This window comes from Dickeya dadantii NCPPB 898, from assembly GCF_000406145.1.
Lineage (GTDB): Bacteria > Pseudomonadota > Gammaproteobacteria > Enterobacterales > Enterobacteriaceae > Dickeya > Dickeya dadantii.
On sequence record NZ_CM001976.1, the window covers coordinates 4,131,894 to 4,156,004 of the forward strand.

General features: G+C 56.3%; 19 protein-coding genes. 5 read left to right on the plus strand and 14 right to left on the minus strand.

Going from position 1 to position 24,111, the window contains the following annotated elements; all coding sequences use genetic code 11:
• Positions 1-214: 214 nt before the first annotated feature.
• Positions 215-1,879: an energy-dependent translational throttle protein EttA gene (gene ettA / locus DDA898_RS18525; protein ID WP_013319552.1), complete on the plus strand. Its 1,665-nt coding sequence runs from the start codon at positions 215-217 to the stop codon at positions 1,877-1,879.
• 207 nt (positions 1,880-2,086) lie between these two features.
• Here ettA and DDA898_RS18530 read toward each other — a convergent pair whose 3' ends face one another.
• Both DDA898_RS18530 and DDA898_RS18535 read right to left on the minus strand, forming a co-directional pair.
• On the minus strand, positions 2,087-3,793 hold the full coding sequence (locus DDA898_RS18530; protein ID WP_038912003.1) for a methyl-accepting chemotaxis protein: 1,707 nt from the start codon (positions 3,791-3,793) through the stop codon (positions 2,087-2,089).
• 452 nt (positions 3,794-4,245) lie between these two features.
• A complete protein-coding gene (locus tag DDA898_RS18535) occupies positions 4,246-5,142 on the minus strand; it encodes a LysR family transcriptional regulator (protein WP_038902134.1) in 897 nt (298 codons plus the stop codon).
• A 110-nt stretch (positions 5,143-5,252) separates the two neighbouring features.
• On the opposite strand from DDA898_RS18535, the gene DDA898_RS18540 reads away from it, so the two are divergent.
• Positions 5,253-6,254 carry a zinc-binding alcohol dehydrogenase family protein gene (locus tag DDA898_RS18540; RefSeq protein WP_013319555.1) on the plus strand — a complete coding sequence of 334 codons (1,002 nt, stop codon included), beginning with the start codon at positions 5,253-5,255 and terminating at the stop codon, positions 6,252-6,254.
• A 115-nt stretch (positions 6,255-6,369) separates the two neighbouring features.
• Here the strand turns inward: DDA898_RS18540 and serA are convergent, their stop codons facing one another.
• Positions 6,370-7,602: a phosphoglycerate dehydrogenase gene (gene serA, locus DDA898_RS18545; RefSeq protein ID WP_013319556.1), complete on the minus strand. Its 1,233-nt coding sequence runs from the start codon at positions 7,600-7,602 to the stop codon at positions 6,370-6,372.
• 303 nt (positions 7,603-7,905) lie between these two features.
• Positions 7,906-8,568 carry a ribose-5-phosphate isomerase RpiA gene (gene rpiA, locus DDA898_RS18550; RefSeq protein ID WP_038902135.1) on the minus strand — a complete coding sequence of 221 codons (663 nt, stop codon included), beginning with the start codon at positions 8,566-8,568 and terminating at the stop codon, positions 7,906-7,908.
• A 195-nt stretch (positions 8,569-8,763) separates the two neighbouring features.
• Between rpiA and DDA898_RS18555 the strand changes: the two genes are divergently transcribed.
• Positions 8,764-9,657 (plus strand): LysR family transcriptional regulator ArgP, encoded by an 894-nt coding sequence (locus tag DDA898_RS18555; RefSeq protein WP_013319558.1) that lies wholly within the window; start codon positions 8,764-8,766, stop codon positions 9,655-9,657.
• A gap of 29 nt (positions 9,658-9,686) precedes the next feature.
• On the opposite strand, the gene DDA898_RS18560 is transcribed toward DDA898_RS18555, so the two are convergent.
• From DDA898_RS18560 to DDA898_RS23360, 10 genes are all read right to left on the minus strand, one after another.
• Complete coding sequence (locus tag DDA898_RS18560; protein WP_013319559.1) at positions 9,687-10,415, minus strand: oxidative stress defense protein; 729 nt, start codon at positions 10,413-10,415, stop codon at positions 9,687-9,689.
• 133 nt (positions 10,416-10,548) lie between these two features.
• On the minus strand, positions 10,549-11,385 hold the full coding sequence (locus tag DDA898_RS18565) for an IclR family transcriptional regulator (protein ID WP_107768385.1): 837 nt from the start codon (positions 11,383-11,385) through the stop codon (positions 10,549-10,551).
• A gap of 119 nt (positions 11,386-11,504) precedes the next feature.
• Positions 11,505-12,389 (minus strand): small-conductance mechanosensitive channel MscS, encoded by an 885-nt coding sequence (gene mscS, locus DDA898_RS18570; RefSeq protein WP_038912004.1) that lies wholly within the window; start codon positions 12,387-12,389, stop codon positions 11,505-11,507.
• Positions 12,390-12,480: 91 nt separating this feature from the next.
• Positions 12,481-13,557, minus strand: coding sequence for a class II fructose-bisphosphate aldolase (fbaA, locus tag DDA898_RS18575; RefSeq protein WP_024107364.1), 1,077 nt, complete (start codon positions 13,555-13,557; stop codon positions 12,481-12,483).
• Positions 13,558-13,743: 186 nt separating this feature from the next.
• Positions 13,744-14,907, minus strand: coding sequence for a phosphoglycerate kinase (gene pgk / locus DDA898_RS18580; protein ID WP_013319563.1), 1,164 nt, complete (start codon positions 14,905-14,907; stop codon positions 13,744-13,746).
• Positions 14,908-14,974: 67 nt separating this feature from the next.
• Positions 14,975-15,991, minus strand: a complete 1,017-nt coding sequence (gene epd / locus DDA898_RS18585; protein WP_013319564.1) for an erythrose-4-phosphate dehydrogenase — start codon at positions 15,989-15,991, stop codon at positions 14,975-14,977.
• A gap of 324 nt (positions 15,992-16,315) precedes the next feature.
• The gene (tkt, locus tag DDA898_RS18590) at positions 16,316-18,310 is read right to left on the minus strand and encodes a transketolase (RefSeq protein ID WP_013319565.1); all 1,995 of its coding nucleotides are present in this window, start codon (positions 18,308-18,310) and stop codon (positions 16,316-16,318) included.
• 371 nt (positions 18,311-18,681) lie between these two features.
• Positions 18,682-19,875, minus strand: coding sequence for an MFS transporter TsgA (gene tsgA / locus DDA898_RS18595; RefSeq protein ID WP_038902137.1), 1,194 nt, complete (start codon positions 19,873-19,875; stop codon positions 18,682-18,684).
• Between the two features lie 230 nt (positions 19,876-20,105).
• A complete protein-coding gene (gene speA, locus DDA898_RS18600; protein WP_013319567.1) occupies positions 20,106-22,082 on the minus strand; it encodes a biosynthetic arginine decarboxylase in 1,977 nt (658 codons plus the stop codon).
• Entirely contained in the window at positions 22,075-22,233 is a 159-nt protein-coding gene (locus tag DDA898_RS23360) for a hypothetical protein (protein ID WP_159077870.1), read from the minus strand. The genes speA and DDA898_RS23360 overlap by 8 nt, the downstream gene beginning before the upstream one ends.
• A gap of 176 nt (positions 22,234-22,409) precedes the next feature.
• Between DDA898_RS23360 and DDA898_RS18605 the strand changes: the two genes are divergently transcribed.
• Positions 22,410-22,751 (plus strand): hypothetical protein, encoded by a 342-nt coding sequence (locus DDA898_RS18605; RefSeq protein ID WP_038912005.1) that lies wholly within the window; start codon positions 22,410-22,412, stop codon positions 22,749-22,751.
• A 116-nt stretch (positions 22,752-22,867) separates the two neighbouring features.
• Positions 22,868-24,022 carry a methionine adenosyltransferase gene (metK, locus tag DDA898_RS18610; RefSeq protein ID WP_013319569.1) on the plus strand — a complete coding sequence of 385 codons (1,155 nt, stop codon included), beginning with the start codon at positions 22,868-22,870 and terminating at the stop codon, positions 24,020-24,022.
• Positions 24,023-24,111: the final 89 nt, after the last annotated feature.

A 24,111-nucleotide genomic window follows, 5' to 3' on the forward strand; every position in this document is an offset into this window, starting at 1 on the left:
TCTCAGTGGTTCCATCGTGGATGGAAGCTGCCTCGCAGAGTCAGCAACACGATGACGGGATGGCTGGGATCACGCAGCGAAAACAGCTAAACTCCGTCAACAGTAAATTCCTTTTGCCGGTGGGGCGTCAGCGCTCTTCCGGTATCATGCCCCTACAGGCGCCATGCTTTTAATGGCATAACGCTAAACTGGACAGAAAGAGGCTCAGAGCAACGTGGCTCAATACGTTTACACCATGCACCGCGTCGGCAAGGTTGTTCCGCCGAAGCGTCATATCCTGAAAAATATTTCCCTCAGCTTTTTCCCGGGCGCCAAAATCGGCGTGCTGGGTCTGAACGGGGCGGGTAAATCCACCCTGCTGCGCATCATGGCGGGGATCGATAAAGACATCGAAGGTGAAGCCCGCCCGCAGCCGGGGATAAAAATCGGCTACCTGCCTCAGGAACCCCAGTTAAATCTGGAACATACCGTCCGCGAAGCGGTTGAAGAGGCGGTCAGCGACGTGAAACGCGCGCTGACTCGTCTGGACGAAGTTTATGCCGCCTACGCTGACCCGAACGCCGACTTCGACAAGCTGGCGAAAGAACAGGGAGAACTGGAATCAATTATCCAGGCCCAGGACGGTCACAATCTCGATAACCAGCTGGAGCGGGCCGCCGATGCGCTGCGTCTGCCACCGTGGGAAGCGAAAATCGCCAACCTCTCCGGGGGCGAACGCCGCCGTGTCGCCATCTGCCGCCTGTTGCTGGAAAAACCGGACATGCTGCTGCTCGACGAACCCACTAACCACCTGGATGCGGAATCGGTCGCCTGGCTGGAGCGTTTCCTGCACGACTACGAAGGCACCGTGGTCGCCATCACCCATGACCGTTACTTCCTCGACAACGTTGCCGGCTGGATTCTGGAACTGGACCGCGGCGAAGGGATTCCGTGGGAAGGCAACTACTCGTCCTGGCTGGAACAGAAAGACCAGCGTCTTGCACAGGAAGCCTCCACCGAAGCCGCTCGTCGCAAATCCATCGAGAAAGAGCTGGAGTGGGTGCGTCAGAATCCCAAAGGCCGTCAGGCCAAAGGCAAAGCGCGTCTGGCTCGCTTCGACGAACTCAACAGCGTCGAGTACCAGAAACGCAACGAAACCAGCGAACTGTTCATTCCACCTGGCCCTCGCCTTGGCGACAAAGTGCTGGAAGTGCAGAACCTCACCAAATCCTACGGTGACCGGGTGCTGATTGATAACCTGTCGTTCGCCATTCCGAAAGGCTCCATCGTCGGTATTATCGGCCCCAACGGCGCCGGTAAATCGACCCTGTTCCGTATGTTGTCCGCTCAGGAACAACCGGATTCCGGCACCATCTCGCTGGGCGAAACGGTGCAACTGGCGTCGGTAGATCAGTTCCGTGACAAGATGGACGGCAGCAAGACCGTATGGGAAGAAGTTTCAGGCGGTCAGGACATCATGCGTATCGGCAATTTCGAGATCCCGAGCCGCGCCTATGTCGGCCGTTTCAACTTCAAAGGCGTCGATCAGGGCAAACGTATCGGGGAGCTCTCCGGCGGCGAACGTGGCCGCGTGCACCTGGCAAAACTGCTGCAGGTTGGCGGCAACATGCTGCTGCTTGACGAACCGACCAACGACCTGGATATCGAAACCCTGCGCGCGCTGGAAAACGCCCTGCTGGAATTCCCTGGCTGCGCCATGGTGATTTCCCATGACCGTTGGTTCCTGGACCGTATCGCCACCCACATCATCGACTATCAGGATGAAGGCAAGGTGGAATTCTTTGAAGGCAACTTCACAGAATACGAAGAGTACAAAAAACGTACGCTGGGTGCGGAAGCGCTGGAACCACACCGTATCAAGTACAAGAAAATGGCGTGACATTTGCGTCCCGTATACCTGTCACAGTAAAAATGCCGTGACAGCAAAAGCCCGCCAAATCGGCGGGCTTTTTCATTTTCAGTCTTCAACGTCAGTCTTAAACCACCTCCTGGAGAGGTGGTAATCCTTTTTCATGCGATCGCATTTTATCCAATCAGATGTGTGACCTGATCCACCACACCCCACCTCCACCACACATCACCGCAATCAGAACGTTTCCCAGTTCTGGTCGTTACGGCTTACTCTGCCTGCGCCAATAGCGGCTACCGCCGGGACCGGCTGTGCGGTCGGCCGGGATGGCAGCGAGACGCGAACCGGCTCACTGTCCCTGCGGTGGCTCAGCTTGAAGACCGCCACCGCCTGGGTCAAACGTTCAGCCTGTGATTCCAGCGAGACGGCGGCGGCCGAAGCCTCCTGCACCAGCGCGGCGTTCTGCTGGGTTGTCCCTTCCATCTCCAGCACGGCCTGATTCACCTGACCGATGCCCCGGCTTTGCTCATCAGAGGCGGAAGCGATTTCCCCCATGATATCCGTCACGCTGACCACCGCTTTCACAATCTCTTCCATCGTATTCCCGGCTTTGGCTACCAGTTCCGAACCGGTATCCACCAGCCTGCCGGATTCGCCAATCAGCGATTCGATTTCTTTCGCCGCCTGCGCGCTACGTTGCGCCAGACTGCGTACTTCTCCGGCAACCACCGCGAAACCCCGGCCCTGCTCGCCAGCACGGGCAGCCTCTACGGCGGCGTTCAGTGCCAGAATATTAGTCTGGAAAGCGATACTATTGATAACACTGGTGATTTCAGAGATTTTCCTCGAGCTGGACGAAATATCTCCCATGGTTTTCACCACATCCTGAACGATATTACCGCCCTGCTCCGCCTTGCCGGAGGCATTGCGCGCCAGCTGGCTGGCATGATTGGCGTTATCCGAGTTCTGTTTCACCGTGGAGGTCAGTTCCTCCATGCTGGCCGCCGTCTGCTCCAGCGCTGCCGCTTGTTGTTCAGTGCGGGAAGAAAGATCGACGTTGCCGGCGCTGATTTCGGAAGCGCCCTGATAAATAGAGTCCGCGCCTTCACGAACCACGGTCACGGTGTTGGTCAACGACTCCTGCATGTGCTGCAGGTTTTGGCCCAGAATACCGATTTCGTTACGCCCCATATTTTCAGCGGGCTGCGTCAGGTCGCCCTGCGCAATTTTCTGGATGCGGGTAATCAGTACATTGACCGGCACCAGAATCGCCCGGCGGATTACCAGATAAGTCAACGCCGCCAGCAGAATCGACAGAATAAACGACGCGCCCATCAGGATATTTCCCAGACGAGCATTATCAGAGGCCAGCGCATTAATACTGTTCGCATGTTCCGTCAGGTATTTCACTTCCTTTCGTACCTGCATGGCGTAATTGGTATCCAGCTGGCGCGCCAGCGTGGTTTCCAGTTCAATAGTGCTTTCGAATTCGCCGTTACGCACAAACTCCACCATCGGCACCATCACTTTATCCCGATAGGCGGTGTAGTTGGCGGTCAGCTCGGCATCCAGCGCCTTCTCTTCATCCGACTTATCAGTACGGGCCATATAATCATCAAAGCGCTTCTGGGAGCTTTTGATGCGTTCCATGCCTTCATTGAAAGCCTGACTGTAGGAATCCTTATCACCAATACGTGATGACGCCACCGCCTGCACCAGCAGTTGGCGGGAAACGCGGAAATTGTCCATGCTGCTGCTGACCCCGGCACGGATCTCAGACACCAGATTAGCCCGGCCCAGAGAGGCATTACTCTGTTTGAGAAAATAACTGGCAGTACCAATTGAGAGAGCAAATAGAATCAGAATAATGGTTAACAGCGTGATAAAGAGTGTCACAAGACGAATGTTGTTTATAGAAGAGATATTCCCTTTTTGTTCTGCCATTCCGATTTCTCACTTTCACTACAAGATGCTGATCACTTCCACCGCGTCAGCAGCAGAAGCACGTATAGCTTTGCGCCATTCACTATTTCCTGACAAACACCGAACACTGCACATCAGTTCCCATAAAGACAACAGACGTCACACTGGAGCAGGAAAACAAAACAACATTTTATTTTAATTGCATTGTTGTTTCTTTAAAAAAGAAAAACCGTGATGACTGTAGCATGCTCTACGGATAAGTGGTCAACAGAAACGGTCAGGTTCCTTTTTCCGGCTGAGTCATCCATAAGTAGCAGGGATATAAACCGAAAAAACCGCGTTTGCCGCCAGAAAACACAAGGTTTGAAATCATTAAGGTTGAAACCATTAAGGTAAACAATAACGTTCTCTGGCAGGACGGCGTGTAATAACGCGCGATCGGATCTTCGGTTCCGTGGAGAACGAGATATCACTTAACGAAAAGAATAATCACGCAATGCCTCAAAACTCAGAGCAAAATCAATAAAGCAGTTAAGGGCGGGTGAATTCAGTTTGCGTCCGGGATAAATCAGATAGAGATCGTTGCTATCCGCCCGCCATCCGGGCAGCAAGCAGACCAGCTCGCCGCTGTCCAGTTGTTCGCGGCACAGGAACGCCGGCAACAGCGTAATGCCGCCGCCGGCCAGCGCGCAGGCTCGGGCATACAGCAAATTATCGGTAATATGCGATTGCGGTAGCCGCCAGAGGAAATATTCCGCTTCATGATGAAACCCCCACTCCGGCCAGGCTCGATGCGCAATACAGCGGTGCGACTGCAATTCACGCGGGTGTGCGATCGGCTCGGAACCCGCCAGATACCCAGCCGAAGCGACCAGATAATGCGGCACCTGCCCCAGCGAACGGCCAATCAGGGAAGAATCCTGCGGCTTGCCGGTGCGCAGCGCGGCGTCAAACCCTTCGTCCACCAAATCGATGACCCGATCGGCAACAACGACATCCAGCGAAACCGCCGGAAAGCGCAACTGAAACTCCGCGGTCAGGCGCGCCAGCAGGGTGGCCCCCAACCCGGCCGGACTGGTGATCCGCAAACGCCCACTGGGATTATCGCGCAAGTGCTGCATCGCCATCTCGGCGCGTTCACTGGCTTGCCGCATCTCCCGGCAATGCACCAGATAACGTTCGCCGGCAAAGGTCAGATTGAGCTTGCGAGTGGTGCGGTTAAACAGCCGTAGCCCCAACGACTGCTCCAGTTGACTGATGCGCAGGCTGAGGCTCGACTTGGCTATGCCCGCCTGTCTGGCGGCTTCGGTAAAACTGCCGCATTCCGCCACCAGCGCGAACAGCGCCATATCCTGTAATTGTTTGAACATGATTGTTCTTCATAGTCGAACACTTCGTTAGTAATTGTCCATCTTATCAGCACTATCGACAGGTTCTACACTGTTATGCAGTCCAACACGTAACAATGGAAAAACTCATCATGACAGTAAAAGCGATAGCCGTTGACCCCAAACAACCCGAGAACTTCATAGAAATCACCGCCGAATTACCACACCCCGGCGAACACGACCTGTTGGTGGCCGTAAAAGCGGTATCGGTTAACCCGGTCGACACTAAAGTTCATGCCGGGTTGCGTCGGGACGGCCTGCAACATCCGCGCATTCTTGGCTGGGACGCCAGCGGCGTCGTTATCAAAACCGGTTCAGCGGTGAGCGGTTTCAAAGCGGGGGACGAAATCTGGTATGCAGGCGATATCACGCGCCCCGGCAGCAACAGCACGCACCAACTGATCGATGCGCGTATCGCCGCGCATAAACCTGCCACGCTGAACTGGGCTGAAGCAGCCGCGCTGCCGCTGACGGCCCTGACCGCTTGGGAAGGATTATTCGAGCATCTGAACATCCAGCACGCGGCTAAAGGCAAAACGCTGCTGATTATCGGCGGCGCCGGCGGCGTCGGCTCGCTAGCCATTTCTTTGGCGGCACAGCGCAGCGAGGCGACGATCATCGCTACCGCTTCCCGTCCCGACTCCGCGCAATGGTGTCGTGATCGAGGCGCTCATCTGGTGGTGGATTACCGCCATCTGGAGGATGAATTGAAAAAGCAGAACATTGAGCAGGTCGATTATATTTTCTGCCTGAATGATACCGACGGCCACTGGGATGCCATCAGTCGGTTAATCGCACCGCTGGGACACATTTGCACCATCGTGGAAAACACCCGGCCGCTGGACCAGAACCAACTCAAGCTAAAAAGCGCTGCGCTACACTGGGAATTCATGTTTACCCGCAGCATGTTCACTACGCCGGACATCGCGCGTCAGGGCGAAATCCTGCGTGAGGTGGCGCAACGGGTGGATAGCGGCGAATTGCAGGGCACCCTCAGCCAAACGTTGAACGGGCTGACCACCACCACACTGAAACAAGCGCACGATGCCGTACTGGCCGGTCATATGCGCGGCAAAGTGGTGATCACGCTGTAGTTAAAACAACATGAAATAAACCAACATAAAATAAACCGGCATAAAAAAAGCCAGCCCGGTGGGCTGGCTTCCTCATTAAGCCGAATTATCGGTTACAACCGGCTTGCCCCCATACTCAGTACAACAAACGAGCGCGAATGGTGCCGGGGATGGATTTCATCAGTTGCAGCGCGGTGTCGGCGCCGTCGGTTTCCACATCAATCACCACATAACCGATTTCCGGGCTGGTCTGCAGGTACTGCGCCGCGATGTTGATGCCCTGCTCGGCAAAAATGTGGTTAATCTGCGTCATGATACCCGGACGGTTTTCATGGATGTGCAGCAGACGGCTGGCGCGGTCGCTGTGCGTCGGCAACGACACTTCCGGGAAGTTGACGGCAGACAGTGTGGAACCATTGTCGGAATACTTCACCAGTTTACCGGCCACTTCATCACCGATGTTCTCCTGCGCTTCTTCAGTAGAACCGCCGATATGCGGCGTCAGGAGCACGTTATCGAACTCGCACAGCGGCGACAGGAACGGATCGCTATTGGTCGCCGGCTCCTGCGGGAACACGTCGATAGCTGCGCCGGAGAGGTGCTTGCTGGCAAGCGCATTGCTCAGCGCCGGAATGTCCACCACGGTGCCGCGCGACGCGTTGATCAGGATAGAACCCGGCTTCATCAGCGCCAGTTCGTCGGCGCCGATCATATTCTGGGTACTGTCGGTTTCCGGCACATGCAGGCTGACCACATCGCTCATGTTCAGCAGGTCGGATAAATGACGTACCTGTTGGGCGTTGCCCAGCGGCAATTTGCTTTCGATATCGTAGAAATAGACGTGCATCCCCAGGCTTTCGGCCAGAATACCCAGTTGGGTACCGATGTGACCGTAACCAATGATGCCCAGTTTCTTGCCGCGCGCTTCAAAGCAGCCAACCGCCTGCTTGTGCCAGATACCACGGTGAGCTTTGGCGTTGGCGGTCGGAATGCCGCGCAGCAGCAGCAGCAACTCGCCGATCACCAATTCGGCCACGGAACGGGTATTGGAAAAAGGCGCGTTGAAGACTGGGACACCGCGCTTGGTCGCTGCCGACAGTTCAACCTGATTGGTACCGATGCAGAAACAGCCGACGGCCACCAGTTTCTCGGCGGCGGCGAAAATCTCTTCCGTCAGATGCGTGCGCGATCGAATTCCCACAAAGTGCGCATCACGAATCGATGCTTTCAGCGCTTCCGGGTCAAGCGCCCCCTTATGGTATTCAATATTGGTATAACCTGCGGCGCGCAGATTCTCCAGCGCGTTCGGGTGTACACCCTCCAGCAGCAGAAACTTAATCTTGTCTTTTTCCAGTGATACCTTTGCCATTTCCCGACCTTATTTTCAGACTTCAGATATAACGGTTTGCAAACCGGTCTCTGCAAACATAACAAAAAATACGCAAGCGGCAATACAAACGATTGCCTGCCCGTTTTTTCGCGCCACCTCACCCGAAGGGTTTCACGACAAAAAATACTGCCAACCACCAGCAGGACCACACAGGGATGATGCGAAATAAGAAAAACTGATATTAAGTACCAAAAATGAGCCGTTAACCCTAGCCGGATTTTTTAGATAAAAAAATCCGGCCGCCGTTAGCGTCACCGGATACGGGCAAGAAACAACAACGATTTATTTCAGGCGAACCGTTTTCACCCCGTCGGACGTGCCCACCAGCGCGACGTCCGCGCCGCGATTAGCGAACAACCCCACCGTCACCACGCCGGCAAGACCATTGATACGATTTTCCATCGCCACCGCATCGGACAGATCCATGTTGTGCACATCCAGAATGATATTGCCGTTGTCGGTAACCACACCGTCACGATATACCGGCTGCCCGCCCAGCTTGACCAGCTCACGGGCCACGTAGGCGCGCGCCATCGGAATCACTTCCACCGGCAGCGGGAAACGCCCCAGCACATCCACCTGTTTGGACGCATCGACAATACACACGAACTGACGGGCGATCGCCGCTACGATTTTTTCCCGGGTCAGCGCCGCGCCGCCGCCTTTGATCATCTGCATGTGCGGGTTGATTTCATCCGCGCCATCCACGTAGACATCGAGCACATCCACGTCATTGCAGTCAAAGACCGGAATTCCCAGGCTTTTGAGCCTGGCGGTAGAGGCGTCCGAACTGGAGACGGCGCCTTCGATCTGATGCTTGACTGAAGCCAGCGCATCAATAAAGTGGGCGGCGGTAGAGCCGGTCCCCACGCCAACAATAGTACCGGGGCGAACATAGTCGAGTGCGGCCCAGCCAACGGCTTTTTTCAGTTCATCCTGCGTCATGGTGTGCTTGTGCCTGTAGCTACGAAAACGTGTGCGTATTATAGGGCATGGCATGCTCAAAAGCAGAGGGTTGTGCCCTGACCGCGGCAATATTTCAGCCTCCGCGCGCCGAGTCAGGCGATTTTTTTCGGCGGTGCATCACAAAAATGTGGCATATTGCCGAAATGGTTTTTACGCAAAGGAATCTTCACCTTCATGAAACGCCCGGACTATCGCACCCTTCAGGCGCTGGACGCCGTGATCCGTGAGCGAGGCTTTGAACGCGCCGCACAAAAACTCTGTATTACGCAGTCCGCCGTCTCGCAACGTATCAAACAGCTGGAGAATCTGTTCGGTCAGCCGCTGCTGGTGAGAACGATTCCGCCGCGTCCGACCGAGCAAGGGCAGAAGCTGCTGGCGCTGCTGCATCAGGTGGAATTACTGGAAGAAGAGTGGCTGGGCAACGAAAACAGCAGTGAAACGCCGCTGCTGCTGTCGCTGGCGGTCAACGCCGACAGCCTGGCGACCTGGCTGCTGCCCGCGCTGCAACCGGTGCTGGTGGATTCGCCGATCCGGCTGAATCTGCAGGTGGAAGATGAAACCCGCACCCAGGAACGCCTGCGTCGGGGCGAAGTGGTGGGCGCGGTGAGTATTCAGCCTCAGCCGTTGCCAAGCTGTCTGGTGGATAAGCTGGGCGCGCTGGACTATCTGTTCGTCGCGTCGCCGGGATTCGCCAACCGTTACTTCCCGAACGGCGTGACCCGCTCCGCGTTGCTGCGTGCGCCGGTGGTGGCGTTCGACCATCTGGATGACATGCATCAGGCGTTTTTGCAGCAGAACTTCGACCTGCCGCCCGGCAGCGTACCCTGCCACATCGTTAACTCGTCCGAAGCCTTCGTACAGCTGGCTCGGCAGGGTACCACCTGCTGTATGATCCCTCATTTGCAAATCGAAAGAGAACTGGCCAACGGCGAGCTGATCGACCTGACGCCGGGGCTGTTCCAGCGCCGCATGCTGTACTGGCATCGTTTCGCGCCGGAAAGCCGGATGATGCGGCAGGTCACTGACGCTCTGCTCACGCACGGGCATCAGGTTCTGCGCCAGTCCTGACGTTAAAAACCGCGCCCGTTCAGTCTGTTTCAGGGCGCGCGTTGCAGTTCAAACACCACATCCACCTGATCGTCAAAGTGAATGGTCTGTTGTTCGTAGGTCTGAGAGACCTCGCTTTGCGCCACCATATCGGCGGTTTTGAACATGCGGGCAACCGGCACGGGTTGATAGTTGGCGACGTGATAGCGGATGCTGTAGACAGGCCCCAGCGCGGCGTTAAATCCGCTAGCCAGCGACTGCGCCTGCTGCGTCGCCTGCTCTATCGCCTTTTTGCGCGCCTGCTCGCGGTAGACGTCCGGATTGGATACCCCCAGTTCCACCGCCCGAATCTCGTTAAGACCGGACTTGAGCGCGCCGTCCAGCAATTCGTTGAGTTTGTCCAGTTGGCGTAATGTCACCTCCACCTGACGAATCGCCCGGTAGCCTTTCAGCACCGAACCGCCGTTTTTCAGGTAGTCGTACTCCGGCTGCGTGCGCAGGTTGGCGGCATTAATGTCTTTCTTGTCGATACCGCTTTTATCAAGAAAAGCAAAGTATTGCGCGACCCGTTCATCCACCTGCTTTTTGGCGTCGGCCACATCCTTGGATGAAACGCTGACTTCTATCGCCAGCCGGGCGATATCCGGCGTTGCATCGACGCTGGCGGCGCCGGACGTCACGATGTGCGGCCCGCTGGGTAATTCATTGCCGGCCTGAACCGTCATCGACGACAGACCAATACCAAGCAAGGTGGTCAGTGCCAGAACTTTCAGCTTCACGTTATCCCCTTTGCGTGTGAGTGAATGACAAAGCCTACCCCGGGCAGGCTTCATTCAATATAGGCGAATGTCCGAATACCGGTTCGTGTTCCAATACCGGTTAAGTATGGCGTAACCGGATGAAGACCGGCGCTTATGCAGACGGCGTGAATCCCAGTTCGTGGGAAATGTTCCGGGCGGTTTCCTGCAACGGCGCGACCAACGCGTCAATGCCGATCTGCTGTAAACGCGCCATCGACAGCGAAATGGAAACGGCATAAACCACCCGGTGCTGGATATCAAACACCGGGGCGGAAATGCAGGAAACGCCCAGTTCATTCTCTTCCCGATCCATTGCCAGACCCTGACGGCGAATCTCCGCCAGTTCCCGCTCCATGCTTGCCAGTTCGATGATGGTATTGTCGGTCAGGGGACGAATGTCGTCCCGGTGGGTATGCCAGTATTCGGCCGGGTAATCTTCTGCGCCATAGGCCATGAAAATCTTGCCCATCGCCGAACTGTGCAAAGACATATGCTGGCCGATATACGCACGGGTACGCATCATACCGGTGGTGGGTTCCAGCTTGTAAATCAGGATCGCGTGGTCGTCTTCACGCGTTGAAAAATTAACGGTTTCACCCACCGTCAGGTTGAGTTCTTCAAGGTGCGGCGCCGCCACATGCAACACATTCAGCGACGAGAGCGCCTTCTGGCCGATAGCGATGAACTTGGTGGTCAGGCGATAGCTGCCCGGCTGTCGCGCCGGCGCGACATAGCCGCACCCGGCCAGCCCTTGCAACAAACGGTGGACAGTGCTTTTGTTCATGCCGGACAACTCGGCAATCCGCGCCAGCGGGCACCCATTAGGGTAATCACTCAGTATTTCGATCAACTGTAAACCGCGAAACAGGCTTTGACTCCCCAGCGGCTTTTCCGCCTTTCCCTCGTCATCAATGCTACGTTCATTTATCACGTCTGATCTTCCTCTCATTACGCCCGCCAGGACATCAAACTCTGACGGGACGAGGACCATCATGAAACAGCATTTTATGTGATGCAATAGAGGAAACCGCCTCCGCGCCGCCATAGACGCCGACCGGAGACATGTTATTACAGCGTAGGCGCGCTCTGAGAGCCGGTCTGCGCAGAGGAAGCGCCATGATGCAGGTGCACGTCCATCTGCGGGTAAGGAATGCCGATACGGTGCTCATCCAGCGCCCGTTTGAAGCTTTCCAGCAGATCCCAGTACACCGCCGCCGCATCGCCGTTGCTGGTCCAGACCCGAACCACGAAATTGAGCGAGGAGGCGCCCATTTCATTCAAACGAATGGTGACGCCCTTATCCTGCTGGATGCGCGTATCCGCCGCTACAATGTCTCCCAGCACGGTTTTCACCACATCGATATCCGCGTCATACGCCACGCCGACAATAATTTCGGTACGGCGATCCGGTTCACGGGAGCTATTGATGATGTTGCCGGCGATAATCTTGCCATTCGGCACCACAATCACCTTGCCGTCGGCCGTCAGCAGCGTGGTGGAAAAAATCTGCACCTGCGTCACCGTACCGGCGACGCCACCCAGATCCACCGACTCGCCGGTACGAAACGGCCGGAACACCACCAGCAGCACCCCGGCGGCAAAGTTCGACAGTGAGCCTTGCAACGCCAGACCAACCGCCAGGCCGGCGGCGCCCAATACGGCGATGACCGACGCAGTCTGTACCCCGACCCGGCTTAACGCCGCGATCAGCGTGAAAGCAATAATGCCGTAGCGCACCAGTGCGGACAGAAAATCCGCCACCGTGACGTCGATACCGCGAGCCACCATCAGCCGGCTCATCGTGTTCGACATAATGCGGGCGACAACCATCCCGACGCACAGGATCACCAGCGAGGCGACGATATTCACCCCGTACTGCAACAAGATATGTTGGTTATTCACCAGCCATGACTGCAGACGACCCATGCTTTCGGCTACGTTGAGTTCTTCCATCTGTTCGCTCCTGTTAGCGTTATTCGCGTTATCTGTGCGCAGATAAAATTAAGGCTCCCGCAGGAGCCTTCGTCAAACCATACTGAGAAAATTACAGTACGTCGATCGCGTTCAGTTCTTTAAACGCTTTTTCCAGACGAGCTACCATGCTCGCCTGACCGGCACGCAGCCAGACACGCGGGTCATAGTATTTCTTGTTCGGCTTGTCGCTGCCTTCCGGGTTGCCCAGTTGGCCCTGCAGATAGCCTTCGTTTTTCTTGTAGTAGTTCAGGATGCCTTCCCAGGTCGCCCACTGGGTGTCGGTGTCGATGTTCATCTTCACCACGCCGTAGCTGACCGCTTCAGCGATTTCTTCCGCAGAAGAACCGGAACCGCCGTGGAACACGAAGTCCAGGCTGTTGTGCGGCAGGTTGAATTTCTTGGACACGAATTCCTGAGAGTTGCGCAGGATTTTCGGCGTCAGCTGAACGTTACCCGGCTTGTACACGCCGTGTACGTTGCCGAAGGACGCCGCGATGGTGAAACGCGGGCTGATGGCGTTCAGTTTTTCGTAGGCGTAAGCTACGTCTTCCGGCTGGGTATACAGCGCAGAGTTGTCCAGGTGGCTGTTGTCCACGCCGTCTTCTTCACCGCCGGTGCAACCCAGTTCGATTTCCAGGGTCATGTCCAGTTTGGCCATACGCGCCAGATACTTGCTGCAAATCTCGATGTTTTCTTCCAGAGATTCTTCAGACAGGTCGATCATGTGGGAAGAGAACAGCGGTTTACCGGTAGCGGCATAGTGCTTCTCGCCGGCGTCCAGCAGGCCGTCCAGCCACGGCAGCAGTTTCTTCGCGCAATGGTCGGTGTGCAGAATCACCGGCACGCCATAATGCTCAGCCAGCTGATGTACATGGTGAGCGCCAGAAATCGCACCCAGAATTGCCGCCTGCTGACCTTCAGCTTTCAGACCTTTACCCGCGGTAAACACAGCGCCGCCGTTGGAGAACTGAACGATTACCGGCGCGCGCACTTTGGCTGCGGCTTCCAGAACGGCGTTAATAGAGTCGGTACCGACACAGTTAACCGCCGGCAATGCAAAGTGGTTTTCTTTGGCAATTGCGAATACTTTCTGAACGTCATCACCCGTGATGACACCAGGTTTTACGAAATCAAAGATTTTAGACATGTCACGTGTCCTGTTTCGTTGGCCGTGGAGGGTTAGAGATTTGTCTGTTACTACATTGTCGACATAACCGCGATTGTGCCGACATCATTCCGATTTACTGCACGATTTACCTGCTGGTTGCCCGGCCGGCGGCCGGGCAACCGGAAGCGGGAAACATGCCCGCTTCAGATAACTGATTGAAAACGCTTACTGACGAGCACGCTCTTCCAGCATGACCACCGCCGGCAGTTTTTTGCCTTCCACAAACTCCAGGAACGCACCGCCACCGGTAGAAATATAGGAAATCTTGTCGGCAATGCCGAACAGATCGATCGCCGCCAGCGTATCGCCGCCGCCCGCGATGGAGAACGCGTCGCTGTTGGCGATGGCATTAGCGATGATTTCCGTACCTTTGCGGAAGTTCGGGAATTCGAATACGCCGACCGGGCCATTCCACAGAATGGTTTTGGCGTTTTTCAGAATATCGGCCAGACGCTCTGCGGACACATCGCCCAGGTCCAGAATCTGTTCATCATCTTTAATGGCGGCAACGGATTTCAATGTCGCGGTAGCAGTTTCGGAGAATTCCGTAGCCACGCGAACATCGCTTGGTACCGGGATATCGCAGGTTTCCAGCAGTTTTTTCGCTTCCGGAATCAGTTCCGCTTCATACAGCGATTTACCGACGTTATGACCCTGAGCCGCTACGAAGGTGTTGGCGATACCACCGCCGACGATCAGCTGGTCGGCGATTTTGGACAGTGAGTCCAGCACGGTCAGTTTGGTGGACACTTTGGAACCGCCAACGATAGCCACCATCGGACGGGCCGGGTTGCCCAGCGCTTTGCCCAATGCTTCCAGTTCGTCGGACAGCAGCGGACCGGCGCAGGCGATCGGCGCGAACTTGCCCACACCGTGGGTCGAAGCCTGGGCGCGGTGCGCGGTACCGAACGCATCCATCACGAACACGTCGCACAGCGCGGCGTATTTTTTGGACAGCACTTCGTCGTCTTTCTTCTCGCCTTTGTTGAAGCGGACGTTTTCCAGCACCACCAGTTCGCCTTCCGCCACGTCGACGCCTTCCAAGTAGTCTTTCGCCAGACGTACCGGTGAAGACAGGCGATCTTTCAGGTAGTTCACTACCGGCAGCAGGGAGAATTCTTCGTTGTACTCGCCTTCGGTCGGGCGGCCCAGGTGGGATGTCACCATCACGCGGGCACCCTGCTTCAGGGCGATTTCAATGGTCGGCAGGGAAGCACGGATGCGGGCGTCAGACGTCACTTTGCCATCTTTAACCGGCACGTTCAGATCCGCACGGATCAGCACGCGTTTGCCAGCCAGATCCAAGTCGGTCATCTTAATTACAGCCATGGTGAATCCTCTTGTTGATTCTCTTTAAAGTCGCTTGAGTGAGGCGTCGGTATCCCGGCGCCGCCTATCAGAAACCGCAGGCCGCCATCGCCCGAGTTGTGTCCAACATTCGGTTGGCAAAGCCCCATTCGTTATCGCACCAGACCAGCGTCTTGATCAGATGCCCTCCGCTGACCCGGGTTTGCGTTCCATCGACAATCGCGCTATGCGGGTCATGGTTGAAATCTACGGAAACCAACGGCAAATCGGTATAGTCAACTATACCACGAAATGTATTCTGCGCTGATTGACGAAACAGCGTATTGATTTCACTTACGTTTACCGCGTTTTTCACACTGACGCTCAGGTCAATGGCCGTCACATTGATGGTCGGCACCCGCACCGAAATCGCCTCAAAACGGTCTTCAAATTTCGGAAAGAAACGGGTAATCCCCACCGCCAGTTTGGTGTCCACCGGAATGATCGACTGACTGGCCGCGCGGGTACGCCGAAGATCATGGTGATAAGCGTCAATCACCGGTTGATCGTTCATCGACGCATGGATCGTGGTGACGGTGCCGCTTTCGATGCCGTACGCATCGTCCAGCAGCTTGATAATCGGAATAATGCAGTTGGTGGTGCAGGAGGCGTTGGACACCAGCCGGTGAGCCGGCTGCAAATCCGGATGGTTGACGCCGTACACGATGGTGGCGTCGAGATCCGGCGCGCCGGGATGGGAGAACAATACTTTTTTCGCTCCCGCCGCCATGTGGGCTTCGCCATCGGCGCGGCTACCGTAGACGCCGCTGCAATCCAGCACAATGTCTACGCCGAGCTCCCCCCACGGCAGGGAACGAAGGTCCGGCTCATGCAGCAGGCGGATAGTGTCATCCCCTACCGACAAGCGATCGCATTCCTGACGCACATCCCACGAAAAACGGCCATGACTGCTGTCGTACTTAAGCAGGTGGGCAATCCCTTCGGCGTTAGCCAGCTCATTTATCGCCACCACCGCGATTTCAGCTCGCCGGCCGGACTCATACAGCGCGCGCAGTACGCTACGACCTATGCGACCAAAACCGTTTATCGCAATACGGATTGTCATGAAATTCCCTGTGTAGTGATAAAAGCATCGCGCATCATAGAATAATCAGTACGTCGTCAGGAATAAACCGCTTGTTGCGCGCGGTGTGCCGCCAATCGGATCCGCCAGGATTCTGACCGCCAAACGCTGTCACACCAACAACTGAAACGCTTCAGCTAGCATAAACGAATTGCCGGTCAAAGGAAATATGGCGACAGGGTGGATGCCAGAAGAGTGATCTGCGTCAAAAAATTACCGCACGGTTTGCTACCTAAAAACTGACGAGATCAAAAAAGGCCGGGAGACGATCCCGGCCTTGCAAGAGAGGCTAACGAAGCGATGTGCTTATTTCAGCAGCGCTTTCGCCTTCGCTACTACGTTGTCGGTGGTGAAACCAAACACGTCGAACAGTTTTTCTGCCGGCGCGGATTCGCCAAAGCTTTGCATACCGACAATCGCGCCATTCAGACCCACATATTTGTACCAGTAGTCAGCGATGCTGGCTTCGATCGCCACACGGGCAGCCACAGCAGACGGCAGCACCGCTTCACGGTAGGCCGCGTCTTGTTTGTCGAACGCATCGGTAGACGGCATGGACACCACGCGCGCCTTGACGCCTTCGTCGGTCAGCTTCTGCCAGGCGGCAACCGCCAGCTCGACTTCGGAACCGGTCGCGATCAGAATCAGCTGCGGCTGGCCGCCGCTGTCTTTCAGCACGTAGGCGCCTTTGGCGACGTCCGCCAGCTGCTGAGCGGTACGCTCCTGCTGCGCCAGATTCTGACGAGACAGAATCAGCGCGGTCGGGCCGTCTTTACGCTCAATGGCGTATTTCCAGGCCACCGCGGTTTCTACCTGATCCGCCGGGCGCCAGGTGCTCATGTTCGGCGTTACACGCAGGCTGGCCAGCTGTTCCACCGGCTGGTGGGTCGGGCCGTCTTCGCCCAGACCGATGGAGTCATGGGTGTAGACATAAATGCTGCGCACTTTCATCAGCGCCGCCATACGCACCGCGTTACGGGCATATTCGACGAACATCAGGAAGGTGGCGGTGTACGGCACGAAGCCGCCGTGCAGCGAGATACCGTTGGCGATAGCGGTCATGCCGAATTCGCGCACGCCGTAGTGAATGTAGTTGCCCGCCGGGTCTTCATTCAGCGATTTGGAACCGGACCAGATAGTCAGGTTGCTCGGCGCCAGGTCGGCGGAACCGCCCAGGAATTCCGGCAGCAGTTTGCCATAGGCTTCCAGCGCGTTCTGCGAGGCTTTACGGCTGGCGATCTTGGCCGGGTTAGCCTGCAGTTGTTCGATAACCTTGGCCGACTCCGCCTGCCAGTTGGCCGGCAGTTCGCCGCTCACGCGACGGGTGAATTCGGCAGCCAGTTCCGGATAAGCGCTGGCGTAAGCGTTGAACGCCTGTTGCCAGGCCGCTTCTTTGCTCTGACCGGCTTTGCGGGCATCCCAGGCGGCGTAAATATCGGCCGGGATTTCAAACGGACCGTATTTCCAGCCCAGTTGTTCGCGGGTGGCGGCCACTTCGGCGTCGCCCAACGGCGCGCCGTGGGAATCATGGGTACCGGCTTTGTTCGGCGAACCGAAACCGATCACGGTTTTGCACAGCAGCAGCGACGGTTTGTCGGTCACGCTCTGCGCTTCTTTGATGGCGCGCTGGATAGCGTCGGCGTCGTGGCCGTCAATACCGCGCACCACATGCCAACCATAGGCTTCGAAACGAGCAGCGGTATCATCGGTGAACCAGCCTTCGATATGACCGTCGATGGAAATACCGTTGTCATCGTAGAAGGCGACCAGTTTGCCCAGTTTCAGGGTCCCGGCCAGTGAACAAACTTCATGGGAAATCCCTTCCATCATGCAGCCGTCACCCAGGAACACATAGGTGTGGTGGTCAACGATGTCATGACCAGGACGGTTGAACTGCGCCGCCAGCGTGCGCTCGGCAATAGCCATGCCCACGGCGTTGGCAATCCCCTGACCCAGCGGACCGGTGGTGGTTTCCACGCCCGGCGTATAACCCACTTCCGGGTGGCCCGGCGTTCTGGAGTGCAGCTGGCGGAAGTTTTTCAGTTCTTCGATCGGCAGATCGTAACCGGTCAGGTGCAGCAGGCTGTAGATCAGCATGGATGCATGGCCGTTGGACAGCACGAAGCGGTCGCGGTTGGCCCAGTGCGGGTTGGCCGGGTTGTGGTTCAGGTGGTCACGCCACAGTACTTCGGCGATATCCGCCATACCCATCGGTGCGCCCGGATGACCAGATTTGGCCTTCTGCACGCCATCCATACTCAACGCACGGATAGCATTGGCAAGTTCTTTACGAGAGGACATGCTTTACTCCAGATCGGATTGAACAGTTGCCTGTCGAACATAAAACATAGTAATCAATGTGTTAGCTCAAAAAGGCAAAGAAAAGATATCCACAAATGTACATGAAAACCCGGCCGATTGCACATGGAACAGCAAGCGGAAAAAACGTACGGATCTGCTGACACGCAGGCCGGATAGCAGGCTTTTCTCTTTATCAGGCCGGTTTTATCCGTTCCAGCTCACTCGATGTAGCAGCTTTGCCTGTTTATACCCGTCATACTTCACGTTGCAGGTGCGTTGGCTTTCCTCGCTCGCCCCACCACAGACAGATGATGTAAAAAGGGGCGTCCTGTTGGATGCCCCTTTGACATTATTGCCGAAAATCATCGCGATTAATGCGCGGCGGCCTCATGCCCGTGCTGGCGGTGACGGGTCACCAGCCCCAGCAGGAAGCACATGACGAACACCACAAAATACAGACCATTGGCGGTCACCAGCGCGGCATGCACGCCAAAATGCTGCACGATCGGCCCGGTGACGATAAAGGTCAACATGGTCCCGACCGTTCCGCAGGTCAGAATGAAGTTCACCAGCTTCGGCGACGGTACTCTGGTCTGCTGGGAGCCCAAAGTAATCAGCGTGGTGTAGATAGCGCTGGAAATAAAGCCCAGGCCGAAAATGAAGTATTTCAGCAGTTGAGGCTGATCGCTGCTCACGAACAGGTACATCGCCCCCGCGGCCAAAATCGCCAGTACGGTAACCACACGCTGCAAATCAAAGAACTTGAGCACGAAGCTAAAGACCCACATGCCAATCATGTATGACGTCCAGAAACTGCTGACCAGTTCGCCGGCATCGCCGATGCTCATGCCAAAGGATTTGGTCACATACTCCGGCACCCACTGGATAAACGCCAGTTGTCCCAGGATGTAGCACAGCGCCGCGATCGACAGAAACACCACGCCCATGCCCCATTTTTCCGCCTCGACGGCCGTTTTCTGAGCGCTGGTTTTATCCGTGCCGATGGCAGGAAAATCCGACAACAGCGTCAGTACCAGAATCGCCACATACAGCAGCCCGATACAGGCGTAAATCCAGTACCAACCGAAATGACGGGACAGTAACGCCGCGGCCACAATCGGGAAAATCATGCCGGCCATGCTGAAAAACGAATCGGTGAACAGCAGACGGGCGCCGCGCTGACGGCCGGAATAGAGCTGCGTAATCAGGAAGGTGCCGATCGACATGGTGATGCCGCTGACCACGCCCAGCGTAAACATACAGGCGGAAAAGACAGCCAGCGATTTACCCACGAACAGCCCGATGATCGACAAGACGATCAGAATAAAACCGAAGACCAGCTGTTTTTTCAGCGGGAAGATATCCATCAGCCACACATTGAGGAAAATGGACAGCAAAATACCGGCGTTCAGAAACGTAAAGGTATTGCTCATATTGGCTATCGGCACATTGAAATACTGAGCGATATCACCCATGACCATGCCGGTCACGATAACCAGCGCGCCGGTCAACGCATAAGAAAAGCAACTGGTAAAAAACAGCCGCTGACGATTGAGATCAGACATATATCATTCCTGTCATAAACATGAAAAACGCCATCCCGATACGGGATTCAGTATCGAAATAATGCGCAACCCCTAATCAGAGTGTTTATCTGGCCGCGATATCTTACGATAGTGCCAACCCATTATTCTGACTCCGCAGCAGGCCTCGCTACCCGATCAGGCATTCTGCCGCCCCTGAAAAAGAAAAAGGTTGAGTACCTCATCAGTACCCAACCTTTCCGTACGAAATATTATTCGTCTTCCAGATACGTATAACCGTACAAGCCGGTTTCAAATTCTTCAAGGAATTGCGCTTGCAGTTCCGGCGCCAGATCGGTTTCCTTGACCTGATCGCGGAAGCGGGACATCAGCACGTCCGGGTCCAACTGCACATATTCCAGCATATCGGCCACGGTGTTGCCTTCGTCCGACTCTTCCAGCTCGACGGTGCCGTCCTGGAACACGAACACGTCCACGGTGGAAGTGTCGCCGAACAGGTTATGCATGTTGCCGAGAATTTCCTGATAAGCGCCAACCATGAAAAAGCCCAGCAGCGGCGGGTTTTCAGGGTCGTACGGCGGCATCGGCATAGTGGTGGCGACGCCGTCGCCGTCCACATAGTGATCGATGGCGCCGTCGGAGTCACAGGTAATATCCAGCAGCACCGCGCGACGCTGCGGCGGCTTATCCAGCCCTTCCAGCGGCAGTACCGGGAACAACTGGTCGATCCCCCAGGCATCCGGCATTGACTGGAACAGCGAGAAGTTGACGTACAGCTTGTCCGCCATGCGTTCCTGCAATTCATCAATGATCGGCCGGTGGGCGCGGTTGCTCGGGTCAAGCTGCTGCTGAATCTGCTGACAGATATTGAGATACAGCTGCTCGGCCTGCGCGCGTTGAGTCAAATCCAGCATGCCGTGAGTGTATTGGGTGTGGATGTCGTGCAGGTCCATCTGGCTGTCGTGCAGCCACTCGCGCAGAGAACGACGGTTGCCCGGCTCCTTGATTTCCTGCCAGGTATTCCACAGGCTTTCCAGCGCGCGCGGCGCGTCTTCATCCGGCGCCACCGGTTCGCTGAATTCGTTGCGCTCCACCCCGATGATGTTGGACACCAGTACGGTGTGATGCGCGGTGACGGCACGTCCGGACTCGGTAATCACCGTCGGATGCGGCAGGCCGTATTCGTTACAGGCGTCGCCGATACCCCAGATAACGTTGTTGGCGTATTCGTTCAAGCCGTAGTTGACCGAACAGTCCGACTGGGAACGAGTTCCTTCATAATCGACGCCCAGACCGCCGCCCACGTCAAAGCACTGGATGTTGACGCCCAGCTTGTGCAGTTCGACGTAGAAACGCGCCGATTCACGCACGCCGGTCGCGATATCGCGGATGTTCGCCAGCTGCGAACCGAGGTGGAAGTGCAGCAGTTGCAGGCTGTCGAGGCGGTTGGCCTTGCGCAGCAGCTCCACCAGTTGCAGTACCTGCGTCGCCGCCAGGCCGAACTTGGATTTCTCGCCGCCGCTCGACTGCCATTTGCCGGAACCCTGTGATGCCAGGCGAGCACGCACGCCCAAGCGCGGCACCACGTTCAGCCGTTCGGCCTCCTCCAGCACCATATTGATTTCCGACATCTTTTCGATGACCAGATACACCTTGTGGCCCAGCTTTTCGCCGATCAGCGCCAGACGGATGTACTCGCGATCTTTATAGCCGTTGCAGACGATTACGGAGCGGGTCATACCGGCGTGGCCCAGCACCGCCATCAGTTCGGCTTTGGAACCCGCTTCCAGCCCCAACGGTTCGCCGGAATTGATCAGGGATTCAATCACGCGGCGATGCTGGTTAACTTTGATGGGATATACCAGGAAATAGCCGCCTTCATAACCGAAGGACTCACGCGCGCGTTTGAACGCCGCGTTGATGGAGCGCAGACGGTGCTGCAGAATCTGCGGGAAGCAGAACAACGCCGGCAGGCGCTGATTGTTCTGCTGACGGGTTTTCACCAGCTTGGCCAGGTCAACGCGCGCTTCCGGCACATCCGGATCCGGACACACGCTGATGTGCCCCAGCTCGTTGACGTCGTAATAGTTATTACCCCACCAGGCAATGTTATAGGTTCTCAGCATCTCACTGGCGTCGCGGTCATTCATGGCTACCTCCTGCATGGAGCGCAGATGATCGTGTTTACCCGCCGCTGACGAGTACGGTTGAATCATATCGTCAGACATGGCGATCCCCTTCTTCCACTTCTTGATGAATAATCACATTTTTTCCCGCAACAAACACCGGCGACACGGCAAAAGCGTGCAACGCCGGCAGTGAAAAACCCGACGGGCAGTAGTATGCCGCCGTTTTATGACTCTTATTAGTGTAAAACACGATGTCAGACTCCGAGGTTCGGGTCGGTGAAAACCAGGGAAAACATCACCAGGAAGAATGCAAACGCATTCACTGGCGCGGAGAAAAAAGCAGGTTAGCCAGCTCGGGAATCCTGCGTTGCGCTGCGGGACAGGCAACTTCGGGCAAATGGCGGAAAGGATTGAGTCAGTGACGCGATGGCGTCGGAAGAAAAGCGCAGCGGGCGCAACTCACTCAATAAACAACGGATCATTAATCCTATCACCTCCACGCTCGCCGCAGATGATGCGGTCAGGCCATCAAGAAAAACCATCGGGAAAATGGTCGAACAGTATCAGGCCGAACCCCGTCGCCGACACCCGCAAATCCCTTTGGATAAGCGCTGCGCCGCGTGCCGGAACCGCCCGAATGACGGACAACAAAACCGCCCGCCGTTTATACCTATCCGCCCCCGGAAAAGCAAAATGAAAATGGTAAAAAACCCTATCATTTCTACAAAAGATGCCGATGAACATCTTCAACCAGTCTGTGCGGCATAAAAACTGCTGGCATGGGGCTACAGTGTGACCTAGAATAGCCGTCCAGATGTTAATCCATCTATACTGATTAACTGATAAATTGCTTAACGGCTTTAGCTTATAAGGTAAAGAAACTCATGGCTAAACACCTTTTTACGTCCGAGTCGGTCTCCGAAGGACATCCTGATAAAATCGCTGACCAGATTTCCGACGCCGTCCTTGACGCGATTCTGGAGCAGGACCCCAAAGCGCGAGTCGCCTGCGAAACTTACGTAAAAACCGGTATGGTGTTAGTTGGTGGCGAAATTACCACCAGCGCCTGGGTGGATATCGAAGAGATTACGCGCCGCACCGTACGCGACATTGGCTACGTCAACTCCGAGATGGGCTTTGACGCCAACTCCTGCGCCGTACTGAGCGCCATCGGCAAACAGTCTCCGGACATCAACCAGGGCGTTGACCGTAAGGACCCGCTGGAACAAGGCGCGGGCGACCAGGGCCTGATGTTCGGCTATGCCACCAACGAAACCGACGTGCTGATGCCGGCGCCGATCACTTACGCGCACCGTCTGGTGCAGCGTCAGTCCGAAGTGCGTAAAAACGGCACCCTGCCGTGGCTGCGCCCGGACGCCAAAAGCCAGGTGACCTTCGCGTACGACAACGGCAAGATCGTCGGCATCGATGCGGTGGTGCTGTCTACCCAGCATTCGGAATCCATCGCGCAGAAAGATCTGCAGGAAGCGGTAATGGAAGAGATCATCAAGCCGGTTCTGCCGTCTGAATGGCTCTCCGCCAACACCAAATACTTCATCAACCCGACCGGCCGTTTCGTGATCGGCGGCCCAATGGGCGACTGCGGCCTGACCGGTCGTAAAATCATCGTCGATACCTACGGCGGCGCAGCGCGTCACGGCGGCGGCGCATTCTCCGGCAAGGACCCGTCCAAAGTGGACCGTTCCGCCGCCTACGCCGCCCGTTATGTGGCGAAGAACATCGTGGCCGCCGGCCTGGCGGACCGCTGTGAAATTCAGGTGTCCTACGCTATCGGTGTAGCGGAACCGACCTCCATCATGGTGGAAACCTTCGGAACCGAGAAAGTGTCCAGCGACCGTCTGGTCGACCTGGTGCGCCAGTTCTTCGATCTGCGCCCGTACGGCCTGATCCAGATGCTGGACTTGCTGCACCCGATCTACCAGCAAACCGCGGCTTACGGTCACTTTGGCCGTGCGGAATTCCCGTGGGAAAAAACCGACGTGGCGGAAAAACTGCGTGATGCCGCCGGCCTGAAATAATCGACCCGCGACCCGCACTGTCATGCCACACGGCGAAGCCTCTGCTTCGCCGTTTTTTTATTGTCGCGCCGCCGACGGGCGTTATTGCA

What these genes read in the sequence shown, in the direction of transcription:
- DDA898_RS18530 (WP_038912003.1), bottom strand. Translation starts at nt 3,793, where the DNA reads ATGGCAGAACAAAAAGGGAATATCTCTTCTATAAACAACATTCGTCTT.
- DDA898_RS18565 (WP_107768385.1), bottom strand. Translation starts at nt 11,385, where the DNA reads ATGAGAGGAAGATCAGACGTGATAAATGAACGTAGCATTGATGACGAG.
- epd (WP_013319564.1), bottom strand. Translation starts at nt 15,991, where the DNA reads ATGACAATCCGTATTGCGATAAACGGTTTTGGTCGCATAGGTCGTAGC.
- speA (WP_013319567.1), bottom strand. Translation starts at nt 22,082, where the DNA reads ATGTCTGACGATATGATTCAACCGTACTCGTCAGCGGCGGGTAAACAC.
- tkt (WP_013319565.1), bottom strand. Translation starts at nt 18,310, where the DNA reads ATGTCCTCTCGTAAAGAACTTGCCAATGCTATCCGTGCGTTGAGTATG.
- tsgA (WP_038902137.1), bottom strand. Translation starts at nt 19,875, where the DNA reads ATGTCTGATCTCAATCGTCAGCGGCTGTTTTTTACCAGTTGCTTTTCT.
- serA (WP_013319556.1), bottom strand. Translation starts at nt 7,602, where the DNA reads ATGGCAAAGGTATCACTGGAAAAAGACAAGATTAAGTTTCTGCTGCTG.
- metK (WP_013319569.1), top strand. Translation starts at nt 22,868, where the DNA reads ATGGCTAAACACCTTTTTACGTCCGAGTCGGTCTCCGAAGGACATCCT.
- mscS (WP_038912004.1), bottom strand. Translation starts at nt 12,389, where the DNA reads ATGGAAGAACTCAACGTAGCCGAAAGCATGGGTCGTCTGCAGTCATGG.
- pgk (WP_013319563.1), bottom strand. Translation starts at nt 14,907, where the DNA reads ATGGCTGTAATTAAGATGACCGACTTGGATCTGGCTGGCAAACGCGTG.
- DDA898_RS18555 (WP_013319558.1), top strand. Translation starts at nt 8,764, where the DNA reads ATGAAACGCCCGGACTATCGCACCCTTCAGGCGCTGGACGCCGTGATC.
- fbaA (WP_024107364.1), bottom strand. Translation starts at nt 13,557, where the DNA reads ATGTCTAAAATCTTTGATTTCGTAAAACCTGGTGTCATCACGGGTGAT.
- DDA898_RS18535 (WP_038902134.1), bottom strand. Translation starts at nt 5,142, where the DNA reads ATGTTCAAACAATTACAGGATATGGCGCTGTTCGCGCTGGTGGCGGAA.
- DDA898_RS18605 (WP_038912005.1), top strand. Translation starts at nt 22,410, where the DNA reads ATGGCGTCGGAAGAAAAGCGCAGCGGGCGCAACTCACTCAATAAACAA.
- DDA898_RS18540 (WP_013319555.1), top strand. Translation starts at nt 5,253, where the DNA reads ATGACAGTAAAAGCGATAGCCGTTGACCCCAAACAACCCGAGAACTTC.
- rpiA (WP_038902135.1), bottom strand. Translation starts at nt 8,568, where the DNA reads ATGACGCAGGATGAACTGAAAAAAGCCGTTGGCTGGGCCGCACTCGAC.